Source organism: Phenylobacterium sp. LjRoot97 (genome assembly GCF_964254345.1).
Lineage (GTDB): Bacteria > Pseudomonadota > Alphaproteobacteria > Caulobacterales > Caulobacteraceae > Phenylobacterium.
In genome coordinates this window covers 3150247-3164629 of the sequence record NZ_CAXUTH020000001.1, presented here as the reverse complement: position 1 = coordinate 3164629, position 14383 = coordinate 3150247, and the positions used below count along the sequence as shown (strand labels likewise).

The window sequence follows — 14383 nt, the reverse complement described above, 5'->3', positions numbered from 1 at the left end:
CGGGACCGCTGGCTGTTCGGGTCGTGATTCGGTGGTGATTCGGCCTTGGCGTGAACGCCCCAATGGGATGTTCGTCCACAGCTGGACGGCAAATCCTAGATAGCGCAGATTGGCGAAAGGAACTCCATGGTTGCGCTTGTGTCTGGTGCAACGCCTTCAGGACTGAACTCAATGCTTGTTTCGCTCGCCTTCGCCGCCGTTCTTGCAGCGTCCAGCGCTTCTACCGAAACGCCGCCCTCCGCGGCCCCCGCGACATCGGCCGCTCCGGCGCCCGCCGTCGCCCCGGCCAAGGCCGCCAAGGAAGAAAAGCTCGTCTGCAAGTACGAGGCGGAGACCGGTAGCCGGTTTTCCAAGAAGGTCTGCATGACCCCGGCGCAGGCTAAGGCTCGTCGCGATGAGGCTCGCAAGGCGGTGTCCGACATCCAGACCAACTCCGCGATCGCCCCCGGCGTCGGTCCCTAACCTGAAAAGCCCCCGTCGCTCAGGAACGCCAGCTCCTCGGTGGTGCTGACCCGTCCGAGGCAGGCGTTGCGGTGGGGAAAGCGCCCGAACCTGACGATGATCTCCCGATGCAGGTCGGCCCAGCGCAGCGATTCCGCATCGCCGGCGTCGTCCTTCAGGCCAGTGAAGAGGCGAACGGCCTCGTCCTGATCGGCGAGGTCCTCGGAATGCTCGAAGGGCAGGTAGAAGAACTGACGCAGGCCTGCGTCGGTCGCGCGGTCGTGTCCCGAGGCTAGGGCGTTGCGCGCGACGTGGCGGGCCTTCGGATCGGTGGCGAAGGCGTGGCCCGAGCCGCGATAGAGGTTGCGCGGAAACTGATCGAGCAGGATCAGCAGCGCCAGAGAGCCTTCGGGCGAGGCCATCCAGCCGTCGTACTCGCCGCGGGCGGCGGCGTAATGCACAGGCTCGAACCTGAGCGCGATCGCCTCGTCGAACCTGGCGTTCTTGGCGAACCACTTTTCGGGTCCCGCCGCCGTCCAGAAGCCGACCACGTCCTTGGGTGTCGCCGCCATGCACTGACCTCCTGCTTGGATAGCCTATGTCCAACGGAGGCGGATTTGGTTCAAGGGCGACCGCAGGCATTCAGTTTTTCCGGCGAAACGCCGCATCGCCGAGAGCTTCCCTTGACCTCCGCGCAAAATTCCCCTCCATAGCCCGGCCTTTGCTGCGGCGCCGTTGCGCGGAACCGTGGCTACCTTCGACTTCAGGAGAATGATCATGCGCGTCTACTATGACCGCGACGCCGACCTCGCCCGCATCCTGGACAAGAAGATTGCGATCGTAGGCTATGGTAGCCAAGGTCGCGCTCACGCGCTGAACCTTAAGGACTCCGGCGTCAAAGACGTAGTGGTAGCGCTTCGCCCGGGTTCGGCCACCGCCAAGAAGGTGGAAGCCGACGGCCTGAAGGTGATGACCGTGGCTGACGCGTCGGCCTGGGCCGACGCCATCATGGTGCTGGCGCCCGACGAACTGCAACGCGGCATCTACGCCAACGAAATCGCCCCGAACATCAAGGACGGCGCGGCGCTTCTGTTCGCGCACGGCCTGAACGTGCACTTCAACCTGATCGAGCCGAAGGACAGCATCGACGTCCTGATGATCGCGCCGAAGGGCCCGGGTCACACCGTGCGCGGCGAGTATCAAAAGGGCGGCGGCGTGCCGTGCCTCATCGCCATCCACCACAACTCGACGGGCAACGCGCTGGACTTCGGTCTGGCCTACGCCTCGGCGATCGGCGGCGGCCGTTCGGGCGTCATCGAGACCACCTTCCGTGAAGAGTGCGAGACCGACCTGTTCGGCGAGCAGGCCGTGCTCTGCGGCGGCCTGGTGGAACTGATCCGCGCCGGCTTCGAAACCCTGGTCGAGGCGGGCTATGCGCCCGAAATGGCCTATTTCGAGTGCTTGCACGAGGTGAAGCTGATCGTGGACCTGATCTACGAAGGCGGCATCTCGAACATGAACTACTCGATCTCGAACACGGCCGAGTACGGCGAGTACGTCACCGGCCCGCGCATGGTCACCCCGGACACCAAGGCCGAGATGAAGCGCGTGCTGGAAGACATCCAGTCGGGCCGCTTCGTGCGCGACTTCATGCTGGAGAACGAGGCCGGTCAGCCGAGCCTGAAGGCGACCCGTCGCCGCGCCTCCGAGCATCAGATCGAGGAAGTGGGTCAGCGCCTGCGCGCCATGATGCCCTGGATCACCAAGAACAAGCTGGTCGACACCGCCCGCAACTAAGGGCGTTCAGCTTTCAGAGACTAGAAAGGCCCGGACTCGCGTCCGGGCCTTTTCGTTTGTCCAGTTTGGTCGCGAGCCCGAAGACCTTCACCGCTGAAGCGGGTTGGTCGGCGCGCCGATGGGGCAGGGTGGGGGAATGCTCATTCCGCTCTTGATGCTCCAGGCAGCGCCCCCTTCCGCTGCGGTGATTGACTGCTCGGCCGCCGAGCACCGACAGCTCGACTTCTGGCTTGGGCGTTGGGAGGTTCGCGACACCAGGACCGGCGCGCCGGCTGGAGAGAGCGAGATCGCGCCTGTCTTCAAGGGGTGTGGCCTGCAGGAGGACTTCAAGGGCGTCGACGGCTTCGAGGGCGGCAGCCTGAATATGTGGGACCGCGCGCGTCGCGAGTGGGTTCAGTTCGGTTCGGGCTCCACGGGCGCGCGGCGGCTGTTCGCCGGCCGATGGGACGGCCGACGCATGAGCCTGTTGAGCGGACAGGAGCGTCCGGACGCGGCGACGGTGCTGATCCGCATGCACCTGCAGCCGACGGCGGATGGCGCGGTTCGCCAGTGGTCGGAAAGCTCAGGCGACTATGGCGTCAGTTGGCGCGTCCGGTACGACTACACCTACCGTCGCAAGGGGTAAGCCGCCGCAAGGACTAGGCGCCGAAGCGGGTGACATAGCGCTCGCTGAGCACGGCGGTGGCGTCCATGCGCTTCTGGTTCGGGCCCATCAGTTCCAGGTGCACGTGGTCGGTCATGCCGCCCGGGTAGCGGGCCTGCAGGCCGTGGGCGACGCCGATGTCCTGGCCTAGGCGCACGATGTCGCCTTCGGCGACGTTGGGGTCGATGTAGAACACCCGGGCCACATACTTGATGGCCGGATTGGTGATTTCGACGAACTTCAGGTGCTTATCGTCGGCATAGGCCATGCCGACCTTGGTGACATAGCCGGAGATCGGCGCGGCGACCGCCTGGCCCGCGTCGGCCATGAAGTCGACGCCCTCGTGCTTGCGCGAACCGCCGTCGCGCGAGGCCCCGAACGCGCCAAAGCCGTAGGCGTCATGCGTGCGGGGGGCGTTTCCGGTCGGATTGACGAAATCGGCGGCGCCGTCGCCGTCGACGTCCTTGCCCTGCCAGACCAACACCTTCTCGCCAGTTGCGGGCGGCGCGACGGGTTCCAACGCCAAGGCCAGGGGCTTGTCCCCATGGGCGCTGGTGAAGCTGGCGCGGGCGGCGGCGTGCGCGCCAGCCTGCAGGAAGCCCGCAGCGAGAACGGCGGCGCCCAGAGTCAGCCAGGTCTGGGTCATCCAGAGGTGGAACTTGTCAGGAGCAGGCGTCGTCGTGGCGCGGAACATGCGTCTGTCGTTTCCTCTTCGAATGGCGGCTGATCGACGTTGGACGCCGGGCCCTCACTTCGCCCCTGGCGGTCCATATGGAGACTCGCGTCGGCCCGCAGCATGTGACCGGGTGTCGCTGGTCTAAATGTGCAAGGTCACGGTTGCGTGAGACTGGGCGACGCGCCCCTGAGATGTGTTACAAGGTCGGTGCGAGATGTTCGCAGTATCGCCCATATATTTTTGCGGGCGAGCGGTCGGGCCGCAGCGTTCGATCTGACCTATTCGAGCCGAACGTGTCGGATGTTCTGACATCGGCTAAGGAAAGTCTCAAATACTGTTTGTAAAAGCGAAATCTATACGCGTGCCCGTTCGTCATCAGTCGAGGTGCGTGCGATGAGTCGTCTGATCGTGGTGTCCAATCGCGTGCAGCCGCCCGGAGACGGCGGCGAGGGCGCGGTCGGCGGCCTGGCCATGGCGCTGGCCGCGGCGCTGCGCGAGCACAGCGGCGTCTGGTTCGGCTGGAGCGGCCAGACGGTCGATGAGTACACGGGCCAGATCTCGATCCAGAAGGTCGGCGGCGTGACCGTGGCGACCGTCGATCTCGAGGAGCAGGATCGCCAGGAGTACTATAACGGCTACGCCAACCGCACGCTTTGGCCGCTCTTCCACTACCGCGTCGACCTTTCCGCCTACGAGCGCTCGTTCAGCGAAGGCTACGGCCGGGTCAACGCGCGCTTCGCCGACGCCCTGGCGCCGTTGATCGGGCCCGACGACCTGATCTGGGTCCACGACTACCATCTCATCCCGCTGGCGCAGGAGTTGCGGCGGCGAGGGGTGCGCAACCGCATCGGCTTCTTTCTGCACATCCCCTGGCCGGCGCGACGGCTGCTGCTGACTCTTCCGGATCATGCGGCCCTGGTCGAGGCGTTGTTCGCCTACGACCTGCTGGGTTTCCAGACCGAGGACTCCGCCAGCGCCTTCCGCGACTACGTGACCGCCGAGGTAGGCGGGACCGTCGACGACGAGGGCGTCGGCCACGCGTTCGGCCGCTCGAGCAAGATCGGGGCGTTCCCGATCGGACTGGACGTCGAAGGCTTCGAGGCCGCCGCCGCCGGCGAGGTCGCCAAGGCGGAGCTGGAGCGGATGCAGGCCAGCCAGAACGGCCGGGCGATGATCGTCGGCGTCGATCGCCTCGACTACTCCAAGGGGCTCGAAGAGCGGTTCCTGGCCTATGAGCAGGTGCTGCTCGACCACGAGGAACTGCGCGAACAGGTCTTCCTGCTGCAGATCGCGACGCCCAGCCGCGAGGAGGTCGACGCCTATCAGGACATCCGTGCGCGGCTGGACGCCGTGACTGGGCGGATCAACGGCGCCTTCGCCACCGTCGACTGGGTGCCGATCCGCTATGTGAACCGGGGCTATCGCCGCGACGAGCTGGCTGGTGTCTACCGCGCCGCGCGGATCGGACTGGTGACGCCGCTGCGCGACGGCATGAACCTGGTGGCCAAGGAGTACGTCGCCGCCCAGGACTCCGACGATCCGGGCGTGCTGGTGCTGTCGCAATTCGCCGGCGCCAGCGAGCAGATGAGCCAGGCGCTGATCGTCAATCCGTTCAACCGCGAGGAGGTGGCCGAGGCCATCGTGCGCGGGCTGGCCATGGACAAGGCCGAGCGCATCGATCGCTGGAGCGCGCTGATGGACGGGCTGCGACGGACCGACGTCTCGGCCTGGCGCGACGACTATGTCGCGGCGTTGGCCGCGCGCTAGACCGGCCAGATTCCCTGATGGAGGACCACCCGGTAGCCATCGGGGTCCTCGTAGGTGACGCCTTCGCGGTCCCAGTAGGGATTGAAGGATTCCACCGGGCGATGGCCGCGCCGCTGCATGACGCCGATCATCCGGCTCCAGGCGCGGGCGTCGGGCATGTAGACCACGAGCAGGTTGTCAGGCGTCGGCGCGCGGCCGGCGGCGTGGCCGCGGGCGCTGGTGAACTCCAGGTGATAGGGCGCGCCTGGGAAGCCGAGGATCACGCCGTCGAAGCCGTCGTGATCGGAAAAGCGGGTCAGCTCAGGAAAGCCGAGGCCGTCGCGATAGAAGGCGACGATGGCCTCCATCTGGTCGGTCGGCCGCGCCACCCGCAGGATGCAACCGGCCAGCGGCGGTCGTTCGAGGGTGACAGGCGACATCGCGACCTCCTGATTTGGAAAGTACATACTTTCCTAAAAGGCTCCGTCATGTTTGTAAATCAATAGCTTTGCAAAAGGCGATGGCCAGCGAGGTCATCGACGCTCGCGTCAGCCCCGTTCATGCTGCCGCGATGACCGACTCCCTGACCGCCTGTGACATCCCGCCGGTCGCCACGGTCTCGCGGTCGACCTACTTCATGGCCGACGAGGCGGCGCTGGTCCGCCAGGGCGCGCGGCCGGTGCTGGGCGTCGCCGACGCGCGGGTCTTCCGCCACGGATTCAACGATCAAAGCGCCGAAATCTGGTCTGACGACGGCGTCCTGCTGGCGGTCTCCCACCAGGTGGTGTGGTTTAAGAGCTAAGCCCAGGCGAGGGCGGCTTGCCCGCGCAGGATCGCCTCGGCCTCGGCGGTGTGCTTGGCGCCGTGCGCGGGATGAAGAACCTGCGGCGGCAGCAGCACGAGCGGGGCCTTGCCGGTCTTGATCGCGCGGACCAACACCCGCTTGGCCGGCGCCTCGGCGCGCGGGTGGACGGGCCGGATCTGGAACGAGCCGGCCTTGGGCGCGAGCAGGGCCAGGATGTCGGCCAGACGGTCGGCGCGGTGGATCAGGGTGATAGATCCGCCCTCGCGCACGGCCTTGAGCAGAAAGCCGGTCCAGGCGGCCAAGCCGCCGTCAGCCATCCAGGCTCCGGTCTTCTCCGGCGCAGGCGCGCGTAACGTCGCTGGATCGTCGAAGAACGGCGGGTTGGCCATGACCGCGTCGAACGGGGGCTTTCCAAGTTGTTTGAAGGGGAGGGCGACGTCGCCCTCGAGAACTTCGACGCGGTCCTGCATGCTGTTGGCCTGGACGTTCTGGCGGGCGAGGGCGACGGCGGTCGGGTCACGCTCCATTCCAACGAAGCTCGCGCCCGGACGGCGGGCGGCCGCGGCGAGCAGCGCGCCGCCCGGCCCGCAGCCTGCCTCCAGCACCCGCGCGCCGTCGCCGGCGTCGCAGGCGGCCGCGAGCAGAGCCGCATCCATGCCTGCACGATAGCCTCGCACACCCTGGCGTAGCAGAACTCGCCCGCCAAGCAGCCGGTCCTCGGAAATTGCCGCGTCTGTCAGGTCTGACACTGGTTCCATTTGCGCTCGGAGACGGCTAAGCCCGCCTTGACCCTGGTCTATCCCGTGACCATTGTCGCCCGCAAACGCCGGCCCCTTGCGAGGGGCGTCGAACGCCTTGGAGTTACGGTATTTTGGACGCCGCCAGCGCCGCGATCGCCCGCGAAAAACCCGTCTCGATCGACGGGCTCCTGGAACTCGCGAAGCCCGACATGGCCAAGGTCGACGCCCTGATCCGTGATCGCATGCAGAGCCCCGTCTCGGTGATCCCGGCCCTGGCCGAGCACCTGATCGGCGGATCGGCCAAGCGCCTGCGTCCGTTGCTGACCATCGCCGCCGCGCGCGTCGCCGGGGCCCAGGACGACGCCTGCCTGAAGCTGGCAGCGGCGGTCGAGTTCATTCACACCGCGACGCTGCTGCACGACGACGTGGTGGACTCCTCGCAGCTGCGCCGCGGCAAGGTCGCCGCGCACCTGATCTGGGGAGCTCCGGCGAGCGTGCTGGTCGGCGACTTCCTGTTCGCCCGCGCCTTCGAACTGATGGTCGAGGCCGGTTCGATGCAGGCGCTGGAGATCCTGGCCCGCGCCAGCCGCGTCATCGCCGAGGGCGAGGTGCTGCAGCTGACGCGCGCCCACGACCTGAACCTGTCGCAGGATCTGTACCTGGAGATCATCAAGGCCAAGACCGCCGAACTGTTCGCCGCCGCGGCCGAGGCCGGCGCAGTGTCGGCCGGGGCCAGCCCCGAACGTCGTGAGGCGCTGCGCAAGTTCGGTCAGGACCTGGGCCTGGCGTTCCAGCTGGTCGACGACGCCCTCGACTACAGCGGCGACGCGGCCACCCTGGGCAAGAACGCCGGCGACGACTTCCGCGAAGGCAAGGCGACGCTGCCGTTGCTGCTGGCCATCGCCAAGACCGGCGCGGCCGAGAAGCCGTTCTGGGACCGGACGGTCGGCCGCCGCGAGCAAAGCGAAGAAGACTTCGAACGCGCCCGCGGCCTGGTGGCCTCGACCGGCGCCGACGCGGCGACCCTGGCCTTGGCCGGCGACTATGCCGCGACCGCCAAGGCGCAGCTGACCGACTTCGCGACCAGCAACAGCTGGCGCCCGGCGCTGGAAGACCTCGCCGACTTCGCGGTCCAGCGGAAGGCGTAGCGGCTTCCCGCTCCAGGCACAAAAAAGGCCGCCCTCGGGCGGCCTTTTCCGTTTCAGGGCGTCGATGATCAGCCCGGGCTGATCATCTTTTCCGGGCGCACGAGGGCGTCGAACTCTTCGTTGGTGACGTAGCCGCCGCCGACGGCTTCGTCGCGCAGGGTCGTGCCGTTCTTATGGGCCGTCTTGGCGATCTTGGCGGCGTTGTCGTAGCCGATCTTGCTGTTCAGGGCGGTGACCAGCATCAGCGAGCGTTCGAGCGCCGCCTTGATGTTGTCCTCGCGGGCCTCGATGCCGACCACGCAGTTGTCGGTGAACGAGATCGAGGCGTCGGCCAGCAGGCGGCACGACTGCAGGAAGTTATAGGCCATCACCGGGTTGAAGACGTTGAGCTCGAAGTGGCCCGAGGCGCCGGCGAAGGTCAGGGCGGCGTTATTTCCGAACACCTGGGTGCAGACCATGGTCAGGGCTTCGCACTGGGTCGGATTGACCTTGCCCGGCATGATTGACGAGCCGGGCTCGTTTTCCGGCAGGGCCAGTTCACCGAGGCCCGAGCGCGGGCCGGAGCCCAGGAAGCGGATGTCGTTGGCGATCTTGAACAGCGAGCCGGCGACCGTGTTGATCGCGCCATGGCTGAAGACCATGGCGTCGTGGGCGGCCAGGGCCTCGAACTTGTTCGGCGCGGTCACGAACGGCAGGTGGGTGATCTCGGCGATCTTCTTGGCGACCAGCTCGGCGAAGCCGACCGGGGCGTTGAGGCCGGTGCCGACCGCGGTGCCGCCCTGGGCCAGTTCATAGAGGCCGTAGAGGCTGTCCTTGATGCGGCGCACGCCGTTGGCGACCTGCTGCGAGTAGCCCGAGAACTCCTGGCCCAGCGTCAGCGGGGTGGCGTCCTGGGTGTGGGTGCGGCCGATCTTGATGATGTGGTCGAAGGCCTTGACCTTGACCTTCAGGGCCGCGTGCAGGTGCTCGAGCGCCGGCATCAGTTCCTTGGCCACCTGCTCGGCGCAGGCGACGTGCATGGCCGTCGGGTAGGTGTCGTTCGACGACTGACTCATGTTGACGTGGTCGTTCGGGTGCACCGGGCTCTTGGAGCCCATGACCCCGCCCAGCATCTCGATGGCGCGGTTCGAGATCACCTCGTTGGCGTTCATGTTCGACTGGGTGCCCGAGCCGGTCTGCCAGACCACCAGCGGGAAGTGGTCGTCGAGCTTGCCGTCGATGACTTCCTGGGCGGCGGCGACGATGGCCGCGCCGATCTTCGGGTCGAGCTTGCCGAGCTCCATGTTGGCTTCGGCGGCGGCGCGCTTGACGATGCCGAGGGCGCGGATCACCGACTTCGGCTGGCGTTCCCAGCCGATCTTGAAGTTGCCGATCGAGCGCTGCGACTGCGCGCCCCAATAGACGTTGGTCGCGACCTCGATGGGTCCGAAGGTGTCGGTCTCGGTGCGGGTCGCGGTCATGATGTCTTCAGCTCCGGTGAGTTCGCAGCGCCGGTTTAGCGAACACGCGCGAGACTGCAAGGCGCGCAGGCCCTAAGGAGGGGCATGGACGGCGATTGGATATCCCACGGGAAGGTGCGGGCGCGCGAGGCCGAGGGCGTCGTCGAGGTGGTGGTCGACGGCCTGACCACCCAGGCGAAGTACTACAAGCCGCTGGTCTATGAGTTCTTCCGAAAAGCCTGGCGCGGCTCGCGGCCGAGCTGGGGTGAGTTCGGCGTCGACATCGTCATGGAGTATGTCGGCGACCCGCCCTGGATCGACCTGGACAACCTGGCCAAGGCGATCTTGGACGCCATCAAGGGCTACACCTTCCACGACGACGCCCAGGTGGCGCGGCTGCTGGTCGAGCGGCGGGCTGGGGACCGCGAGCAGATCACGGTGACCGTGCGCAAGCTGTCGGACGTGAACCTGCTGGGCGCCGCCTACCAGCGTTGAGAAACGAAAGCGGCCGCGCCCTGGTGGGCGCGGCCGCGGTTCGCAAATCCCGGAGGGGTCTACGGGATCAGCGGTACTGCTGCAGACGGGTCGTGCGCAGGCCGGCGAGGCCGTGGCGATCGATCGACTTTTGCCAGGCGAGGAATTCCTCGTTGGTCAGCGAGTAGCGTTCGCACGCTTCGTCGAGCGTCAGCAGCCCGCCGCGCACGGCGGCGACCACTTCGGCCTTGCGACGGATCACCCAGCGACCGGTGTCGGCCGGCGGCAGATCCTTGAGCGTCAGGGGCGCACCCGTCGGACCGATGACGTACGCCTCGCCGCGGCTGTTCGTGCGCGTCTGCTGTTGTTGCAACATGGCTTTACGCCTTTCCGACCATCACTGTTCGGGAAGAATGTAACGGGTGGGACATAACGGCCGGTGAATCACGATAGTAAACAATTCCTTGCTCATGATTCGCCGTTGTCCGTTTTTGGTACAGTCTAAGTTATCGAGTGATGTTGTAAGTTGTTAACGACCAATATTACCTCTTAATATTGATCAACTCCTCAAGCATCTGGTCTGCAGTGGTGATGATCTTCGAAGATGCTGAGTAGGCTTTCTGGGTCGTGATCAGGCCCGTGAACTCAGCGGACAGGTCGACCGTCGAAGCTTCCAACGTACCGGCGGCGATTTCGCCGGCCCCGCCGATGCCCGGCTGCTTGATCACGAACTCGCCCGAAGGGATCGTGGCGCGATAGGCGTTACCGCTGACCGCCGCCAGGCCGTCAGGATTGGCGAAGCTGGCGAGACCGATCTTCGCAATCTGGCGAACCTCAGAGTTGTCGAAGATCGCCGAAACAACGCCGTCCTCGCTGACTTCAACGCCGACCACGTTGCCGACGTTGGCGCCGTCGGAATTGGCCGAGTTCAGGGTCGAGGGCGAGGCGTACTGGGTGACCTTGCTCCAATCGAGATCGATGTCCGACGCCTGGATGCCGAGGCTGTCGGCCCAGCGCGGCGTGGCGGCCGAGCCCGAGGCGCCGAGGTTCAGCTTCGCAGTCGGACCGAACAGGGTGGTGCCGGCGGCCGCGAGGTCCAGCTGACCGTCGGCGGTGAAGGCGACATTGCCCGAAGCGATCAGGCCGTTGGTGGCGCCGCTGATGTCGCTGGCCGGGACGGCGTACATTTCCGCCTTCCAGAGGTTCGGCGTGGCGTTGTCCTTCACGAAGGCCACGGCGACCTTGTGGGTGGCGCCCACGGAGTCGATGACGTTCATTTCGAAGGTGAAGTCCGGCTGCACGCCGGTGGCCGGGTCCTGGTTGACCGCCCAGTTGGCCATCGCGCCGGCGCCGAGCGTCGTATAGCTCGTGTTCTTCGCGGCGTCGGCGGTCAGGCTCTTGTTGAGGTTGGCGTTGACCACGATGTTGCCGGTGGCGCGGACCGCTGCGCCCAGGTTCTTCACGTTGATCGACTGCATCATGTTCAGGTCGGACGGGTTCGTGTTGAACGAGCCGTCGTCCTGCACCGGCCAGCCCTGCAGATAGAGCTTGGCGTCGTTGACGAGGTAGCCGTCGGCGTCGACGCTGAACGAGCCGGAGCGCGTGAAGACCCGCTCGTCGTTGGCGGTGAGCGTGCCGCCCTTGGTGGCGACGACGAAGAAGCCGTCGCCCGAGATGCCGAGATCGGTCGGCGAGGTCGCCGATTGGATCAGGCCCTGCTGGCTGATGAACTGGCGGGTGACCGCCTGCACGCCGCCGGCCGAATAGCGGCCCTTGACCGCCTGGGCGGTCACGACGTTGGCGAAGTTCACCTGGTTACGCTTGTAGGCGGTGGTGTTGACGTTGGCGATGTTGTCCGAAATCGCCGCCAGGGCCGACGAGTTGGTGATCAGCCCGGAAACGCCGGAGAGCATGGCGCTGTTGATGCTCATGGGTGTCTACCTTTCTATACGAATGCTGTGACGGCGCGCGCTCAGGCGGCCTGCTGCTCGGGCGACGTGTCGTCGTCCGGCTTGTCGGGATCGGGGGTGGTGTCGGTGGCGGCCGTCTTCTGCACGTCGGCGATGGAGGTGACTTTCTCCCAGCCGATCTGGACGCCGTTGACGGTGATGAAGGTTTTGCCGCTGCTCTGCTCGACGCCGGTGACGACGCCCTTGATGAAGTTGGTGACGCCGACGGTGGCGCCCGCAGAGTCCTTGGCGGTGATGCGAAGGGTGTAGGTGTCGCCGTTCGGCAGCTGGGCGCCGGTGCGATCCTTGCCGTTCCACGAGTAGGTGTGGTCGCCGGCCTTGAGGTCATCGCCGCTGGCCTTCTCGATCTGGACGACCTTGCCGAGGCTGTTGACCACTTCGATGGTCACCTCGCTCGCCTCGCGGTCGAGCTTGTACGACCAGTCGGCCTTACCGGCGGTCAGCTTGGCCTCGTTGTGCACGGCGCGGACCTCGCGGCCGAGCAGGCTGACCGAGGTCTGGATGCCCGAACCGGTGTTGGTGACCAGCTTCTCCAGCAGGTCGTTGGTCAGCAGCTGCTGTTCGACGCCGGTCATCTGGACCAGCTGCTGGGTGAACTGGGTGGAGTCCATCGGCGACAGCGGATCCTGATTTTTGATCTGCGCCGTGAGCAGGTTCATGAACGTCTCGTAGCTGTCGGCCAGGCGTGTGCGCCCGGTGTTCGAGGCGCCGGCGCTGCCAGCCGCTGCGGTCGGGTCGATCGCCATGGCGGTCTCCTAGATCCGGATGTCCACGCCGGTCTCGGACCGGCGGGCGTATTGAAGGGCGGCGATCGCAGCGGTCTCGGCCGCCTCGCCGGCGGTGCCGAGCACCGCCTGGAAGGCCCGGCCGCGCCAGGCGCCATCGTTCTGCTGTTGCTGCTGGGCCAAGCCGCGGCCATCGCCGCCGCGGTCGTTGACGTCGAAGGAGAGGCCGCCAGTCAGGTCGAAGCCGGCCTGTTCGAGGGCGCGCTGCAGCTCGTGCGAGCGGGCGCGCACCTCGGCGGCGGCCTGCGGCGAGTCGAACGACATGGCCGCGGTCATCTTGCCGCTGGCGGCGATCTCGACCGAGACGCTGACGTGGCCGAGGCCGGCCGGGGTCAGCTCAACGTCAAATTTCGTGGCCCGGCCTTCCAGCTTCTTGCTGATCTGAGCCGTCAGGCTGGCGATGGTCTCGGAGGTGGCGCGCACCGGCGCGGCCTGGGCGGGTGCGTGGGCGTGAGCCGCCGGAGCCGCGGGGGCGGGCGCCTGGACGTCCGGCGTGTCGGTCACAGGGGCCGGCTCGCTCTTGATCTCCTTGGGCGCGGGCGGCGCGACGTCGGTTTCGAGCGCGGCGGCGGTCTTGCCGGCGTCGCCGGCGCTGGCCGCAGCGGTCACCGCATTGGCTGCGACAACGCCGTCGTCGGCGGGCGCGGCCTGCTGACCGGCATCGCCGCGGCGACGGCCGGCGTCAGCATGGCGCGCCGGACGAGCGGCTTGCGAAGTCTCCTGCGGCTTGACCTCGTCGGCGACGGCCGGGGTGGCGGCCTCGGCCTGGGCGAGTTCGGCCTGCGGCGCGTCAGCCGCGGCCGCGGCCGCGGCGGCCTGAGGCGCGGGCGCGGAGGTCGGCTGCGGAGCCGGCGCGGCGGTCGTCACCGGCTTGGCCGCAGGCTTTGCGGGGGGCTCGGCGACGGCGGGCTTCGCGGCCAGCGGGGGCGCGGCCGGCGTCTGGGCGGCGGGCGGCTGGGCGTCTTGCAGCGTCTCAGGCGTGTTGGCGGCGATCGCCGTCGCCGACGGCGCAGTCGCGGCGTCGGTCGCGAGATCGGCGGGAGGCGGCGGCGCGAACACGGTCGCCGCTGGCGTGGCCGGTTGCGACGGCGCATCGCCGAGCGCCTCGCCGCTCGGGGCGGCGACGGTCTGGATCGGCTGGGGGACGGCCTGCGGCGCGACGAGCAGGGCGGCCAGCGTCATGGCGTCGGCGGGCGGCGTCGGCGCGGCCGGATCGGCGACCTTGGCGTCGCCCGTGGTCGGCTGATCGGCTTCGGCCCCGTCAGTCGCTTCGCCTTCGACGGGGGCGGCGAACGGGCTGGCGCCAGCCGTCCCGGTCGTCGCGGTTTGCTCGGTCGGCCCGAAGAACGCGGCCAGCAGCGCCTCGAAACCGCCCACCGCGCTCTGGCCGCCGTTCGTCGGGGCGGAGGCGATCGGGTTCGTAATCGGCAAATTGAACAGGGGCGCTGTCATGGCTTCCAGTGAATCCGCCCGGCGATCGGCTGGGCTTATCGATGGGAGCGCTTCTGCGCCGCGTACATTCGACGGGGCCTGAGCAACCTTTGCGCCAACTGATCAAGTGATGGAAAATAAACAGAAAAGTCTGTTTTCGACGGTCGGCGGAGGCGGCGGGCGTGGCGTTTTTTGCCGGGCCGAAGCTGCGCGATGGGTCGTCCCTGCCGCCCTGACCTCGACGGCGGACAGGGCGCTGGTCAGGACGCCTTGAGGAACTGGCGCCGG

Annotated in this window: 16 protein-coding genes; 7 read left to right on the top strand and 9 right to left on the bottom strand. The window is 67.3% G+C overall.

What is annotated here, in order from left to right; translation table 11 throughout:
• The first annotated feature begins 171 nt into the window (after positions 1-171).
• A complete protein-coding gene (locus tag ACSQ2H_RS15640) occupies positions 172-462 on the top strand; it encodes a hypothetical protein (protein WP_436062308.1) in 291 nt (96 codons plus the stop codon).
• Here ACSQ2H_RS15640 and ACSQ2H_RS15635 read toward each other — a convergent pair.
• Positions 459-1013: a DUF924 family protein gene (locus ACSQ2H_RS15635; protein ID WP_436062307.1), complete on the bottom strand. Its 555-nt coding sequence runs from the start codon at positions 1011-1013 to the stop codon at positions 459-461. The two genes, ACSQ2H_RS15640 and ACSQ2H_RS15635, sit on opposite strands and share 4 nt — an antisense overlap.
• A 205-nt stretch (positions 1014-1218) precedes the next feature.
• On the opposite strand from ACSQ2H_RS15635, the gene ilvC reads away from it, so the two are divergent.
• Together ilvC and ACSQ2H_RS15625 are read left to right on the top strand one after the other, a co-directional pair.
• Complete coding sequence (gene ilvC, locus ACSQ2H_RS15630; protein WP_436062306.1) at positions 1219-2238, top strand: ketol-acid reductoisomerase; 1020 nt, start codon at positions 1219-1221, stop codon at positions 2236-2238.
• A gap of 136 nt (positions 2239-2374) precedes the next feature.
• Positions 2375-2863: a hypothetical protein gene (locus ACSQ2H_RS15625; RefSeq protein WP_436062305.1), complete on the top strand. Its 489-nt coding sequence runs from the start codon at positions 2375-2377 to the stop codon at positions 2861-2863.
• Positions 2864-2876: 13 nt separating this feature from the next.
• On the opposite strand, the gene ACSQ2H_RS15620 is transcribed toward ACSQ2H_RS15625, so the two are convergent.
• On the bottom strand, positions 2877-3575 hold the full coding sequence (locus tag ACSQ2H_RS15620; RefSeq protein WP_436062304.1) for a peptidoglycan DD-metalloendopeptidase family protein: 699 nt from the start codon (positions 3573-3575) through the stop codon (positions 2877-2879).
• Positions 3576-3950: 375 nt separating this feature from the next.
• Here ACSQ2H_RS15620 and ACSQ2H_RS15615 point away from each other — a divergent pair, with 375 nt between their 5' ends.
• Positions 3951-5324 carry an alpha,alpha-trehalose-phosphate synthase (UDP-forming) gene (locus ACSQ2H_RS15615; protein ID WP_436062303.1) on the top strand — a complete coding sequence of 458 codons (1374 nt, stop codon included), beginning with the start codon at positions 3951-3953 and terminating at the stop codon, positions 5322-5324.
• On the opposite strand, the gene ACSQ2H_RS15610 is transcribed toward ACSQ2H_RS15615, so the two are convergent.
• The gene (locus ACSQ2H_RS15610) at positions 5321-5743 is read right to left on the bottom strand and encodes a VOC family protein (protein ID WP_436062302.1); all 423 of its coding nucleotides are present in this window, start codon (positions 5741-5743) and stop codon (positions 5321-5323) included. The two genes, ACSQ2H_RS15615 and ACSQ2H_RS15610, sit on opposite strands and share 4 nt — an antisense overlap.
• Before the next feature lie 80 nt (positions 5744-5823).
• Between ACSQ2H_RS15610 and ACSQ2H_RS15605 the strand changes: the two genes are divergently transcribed.
• On the top strand, positions 5824-6105 hold the full coding sequence (locus ACSQ2H_RS15605; RefSeq protein WP_436062301.1) for a hypothetical protein: 282 nt from the start codon (positions 5824-5826) through the stop codon (positions 6103-6105).
• On the opposite strand, the gene ACSQ2H_RS15600 is transcribed toward ACSQ2H_RS15605, so the two are convergent.
• Positions 6102-6866, bottom strand: a complete 765-nt coding sequence (locus ACSQ2H_RS15600; RefSeq protein ID WP_436062300.1) for a tRNA1(Val) (adenine(37)-N6)-methyltransferase — start codon at positions 6864-6866, stop codon at positions 6102-6104. The two genes, ACSQ2H_RS15605 and ACSQ2H_RS15600, sit on opposite strands and share 4 nt — an antisense overlap.
• A gap of 113 nt (positions 6867-6979) precedes the next feature.
• Here ACSQ2H_RS15600 and ACSQ2H_RS15595 point away from each other — a divergent pair, with 113 nt between their 5' ends.
• Positions 6980-7996 (top strand): polyprenyl synthetase family protein, encoded by a 1017-nt coding sequence (locus ACSQ2H_RS15595; protein ID WP_436062299.1) that lies wholly within the window; start codon positions 6980-6982, stop codon positions 7994-7996.
• A gap of 68 nt (positions 7997-8064) precedes the next feature.
• Here the strand turns inward: ACSQ2H_RS15595 and fumC are convergent, their stop codons facing one another.
• Positions 8065-9456, bottom strand: coding sequence for a class II fumarate hydratase (gene fumC, locus ACSQ2H_RS15590; RefSeq protein WP_436062298.1), 1392 nt, complete (start codon positions 9454-9456; stop codon positions 8065-8067).
• A gap of 84 nt (positions 9457-9540) precedes the next feature.
• Here fumC and ACSQ2H_RS15585 point away from each other — a divergent pair, with 84 nt between their 5' ends.
• Positions 9541-9930, top strand: coding sequence for a RusA family crossover junction endodeoxyribonuclease (locus tag ACSQ2H_RS15585; protein ID WP_436062297.1), 390 nt, complete (start codon positions 9541-9543; stop codon positions 9928-9930).
• 67 nt (positions 9931-9997) lie between these two features.
• Here the strand turns inward: ACSQ2H_RS15585 and sciP are convergent, their stop codons facing one another.
• The 4 genes from sciP to ACSQ2H_RS15565 form a co-directional block, all read right to left on the bottom strand.
• Positions 9998-10285: a CtrA inhibitor SciP gene (gene sciP, locus ACSQ2H_RS15580; RefSeq protein ID WP_436062296.1), complete on the bottom strand. Its 288-nt coding sequence runs from the start codon at positions 10283-10285 to the stop codon at positions 9998-10000.
• A 166-nt stretch (positions 10286-10451) separates the two neighbouring features.
• On the bottom strand, positions 10452-11840 hold the full coding sequence (locus tag ACSQ2H_RS15575) for a flagellar hook protein FlgE (RefSeq protein WP_436062295.1): 1389 nt from the start codon (positions 11838-11840) through the stop codon (positions 10452-10454).
• A gap of 41 nt (positions 11841-11881) precedes the next feature.
• A complete protein-coding gene (locus ACSQ2H_RS15570) occupies positions 11882-12625 on the bottom strand; it encodes a flagellar hook assembly protein FlgD (RefSeq protein WP_436062294.1) in 744 nt (247 codons plus the stop codon).
• Between the two features lie 9 nt (positions 12626-12634).
• On the bottom strand, positions 12635-14116 hold the full coding sequence (locus ACSQ2H_RS15565; RefSeq protein WP_436062293.1) for a flagellar hook-length control protein FliK: 1482 nt from the start codon (positions 14114-14116) through the stop codon (positions 12635-12637).
• Positions 14117-14383 lie beyond the last annotated feature (267 nt).

What these genes read in the sequence shown, in the direction of transcription:
- ilvC (WP_436062306.1), top strand. Translation starts at nt 1,219, where the DNA reads ATGCGCGTCTACTATGACCGCGACGCCGACCTCGCCCGCATCCTGGAC.
- ACSQ2H_RS15625 (WP_436062305.1), top strand. Translation starts at nt 2,375, where the DNA reads ATGCTCATTCCGCTCTTGATGCTCCAGGCAGCGCCCCCTTCCGCTGCG.
- ACSQ2H_RS15610 (WP_436062302.1), bottom strand. Translation starts at nt 5,743, where the DNA reads ATGTCGCCTGTCACCCTCGAACGACCGCCGCTGGCCGGTTGCATCCTG.
- ACSQ2H_RS15615 (WP_436062303.1), top strand. Translation starts at nt 3,951, where the DNA reads ATGAGTCGTCTGATCGTGGTGTCCAATCGCGTGCAGCCGCCCGGAGAC.
- sciP (WP_436062296.1), bottom strand. Translation starts at nt 10,285, where the DNA reads ATGTTGCAACAACAGCAGACGCGCACGAACAGCCGCGGCGAGGCGTAC.
- ACSQ2H_RS15575 (WP_436062295.1), bottom strand. Translation starts at nt 11,840, where the DNA reads ATGAGCATCAACAGCGCCATGCTCTCCGGCGTTTCCGGGCTGATCACC.
- ACSQ2H_RS15605 (WP_436062301.1), top strand. Translation starts at nt 5,824, where the DNA reads ATGGCCAGCGAGGTCATCGACGCTCGCGTCAGCCCCGTTCATGCTGCC.
- ACSQ2H_RS15585 (WP_436062297.1), top strand. Translation starts at nt 9,541, where the DNA reads ATGGACGGCGATTGGATATCCCACGGGAAGGTGCGGGCGCGCGAGGCC.
- ACSQ2H_RS15635 (WP_436062307.1), bottom strand. Translation starts at nt 1,013, where the DNA reads ATGGCGGCGACACCCAAGGACGTGGTCGGCTTCTGGACGGCGGCGGGA.
- ACSQ2H_RS15565 (WP_436062293.1), bottom strand. Translation starts at nt 14,116, where the DNA reads ATGACAGCGCCCCTGTTCAATTTGCCGATTACGAACCCGATCGCCTCC.
- ACSQ2H_RS15570 (WP_436062294.1), bottom strand. Translation starts at nt 12,625, where the DNA reads ATGGCGATCGACCCGACCGCAGCGGCTGGCAGCGCCGGCGCCTCGAAC.
- ACSQ2H_RS15600 (WP_436062300.1), bottom strand. Translation starts at nt 6,866, where the DNA reads ATGGAACCAGTGTCAGACCTGACAGACGCGGCAATTTCCGAGGACCGG.
- ACSQ2H_RS15620 (WP_436062304.1), bottom strand. Translation starts at nt 3,575, where the DNA reads ATGTTCCGCGCCACGACGACGCCTGCTCCTGACAAGTTCCACCTCTGG.
- ACSQ2H_RS15640 (WP_436062308.1), top strand. Translation starts at nt 172, where the DNA reads ATGCTTGTTTCGCTCGCCTTCGCCGCCGTTCTTGCAGCGTCCAGCGCT.
- fumC (WP_436062298.1), bottom strand. Translation starts at nt 9,456, where the DNA reads ATGACCGCGACCCGCACCGAGACCGACACCTTCGGACCCATCGAGGTC.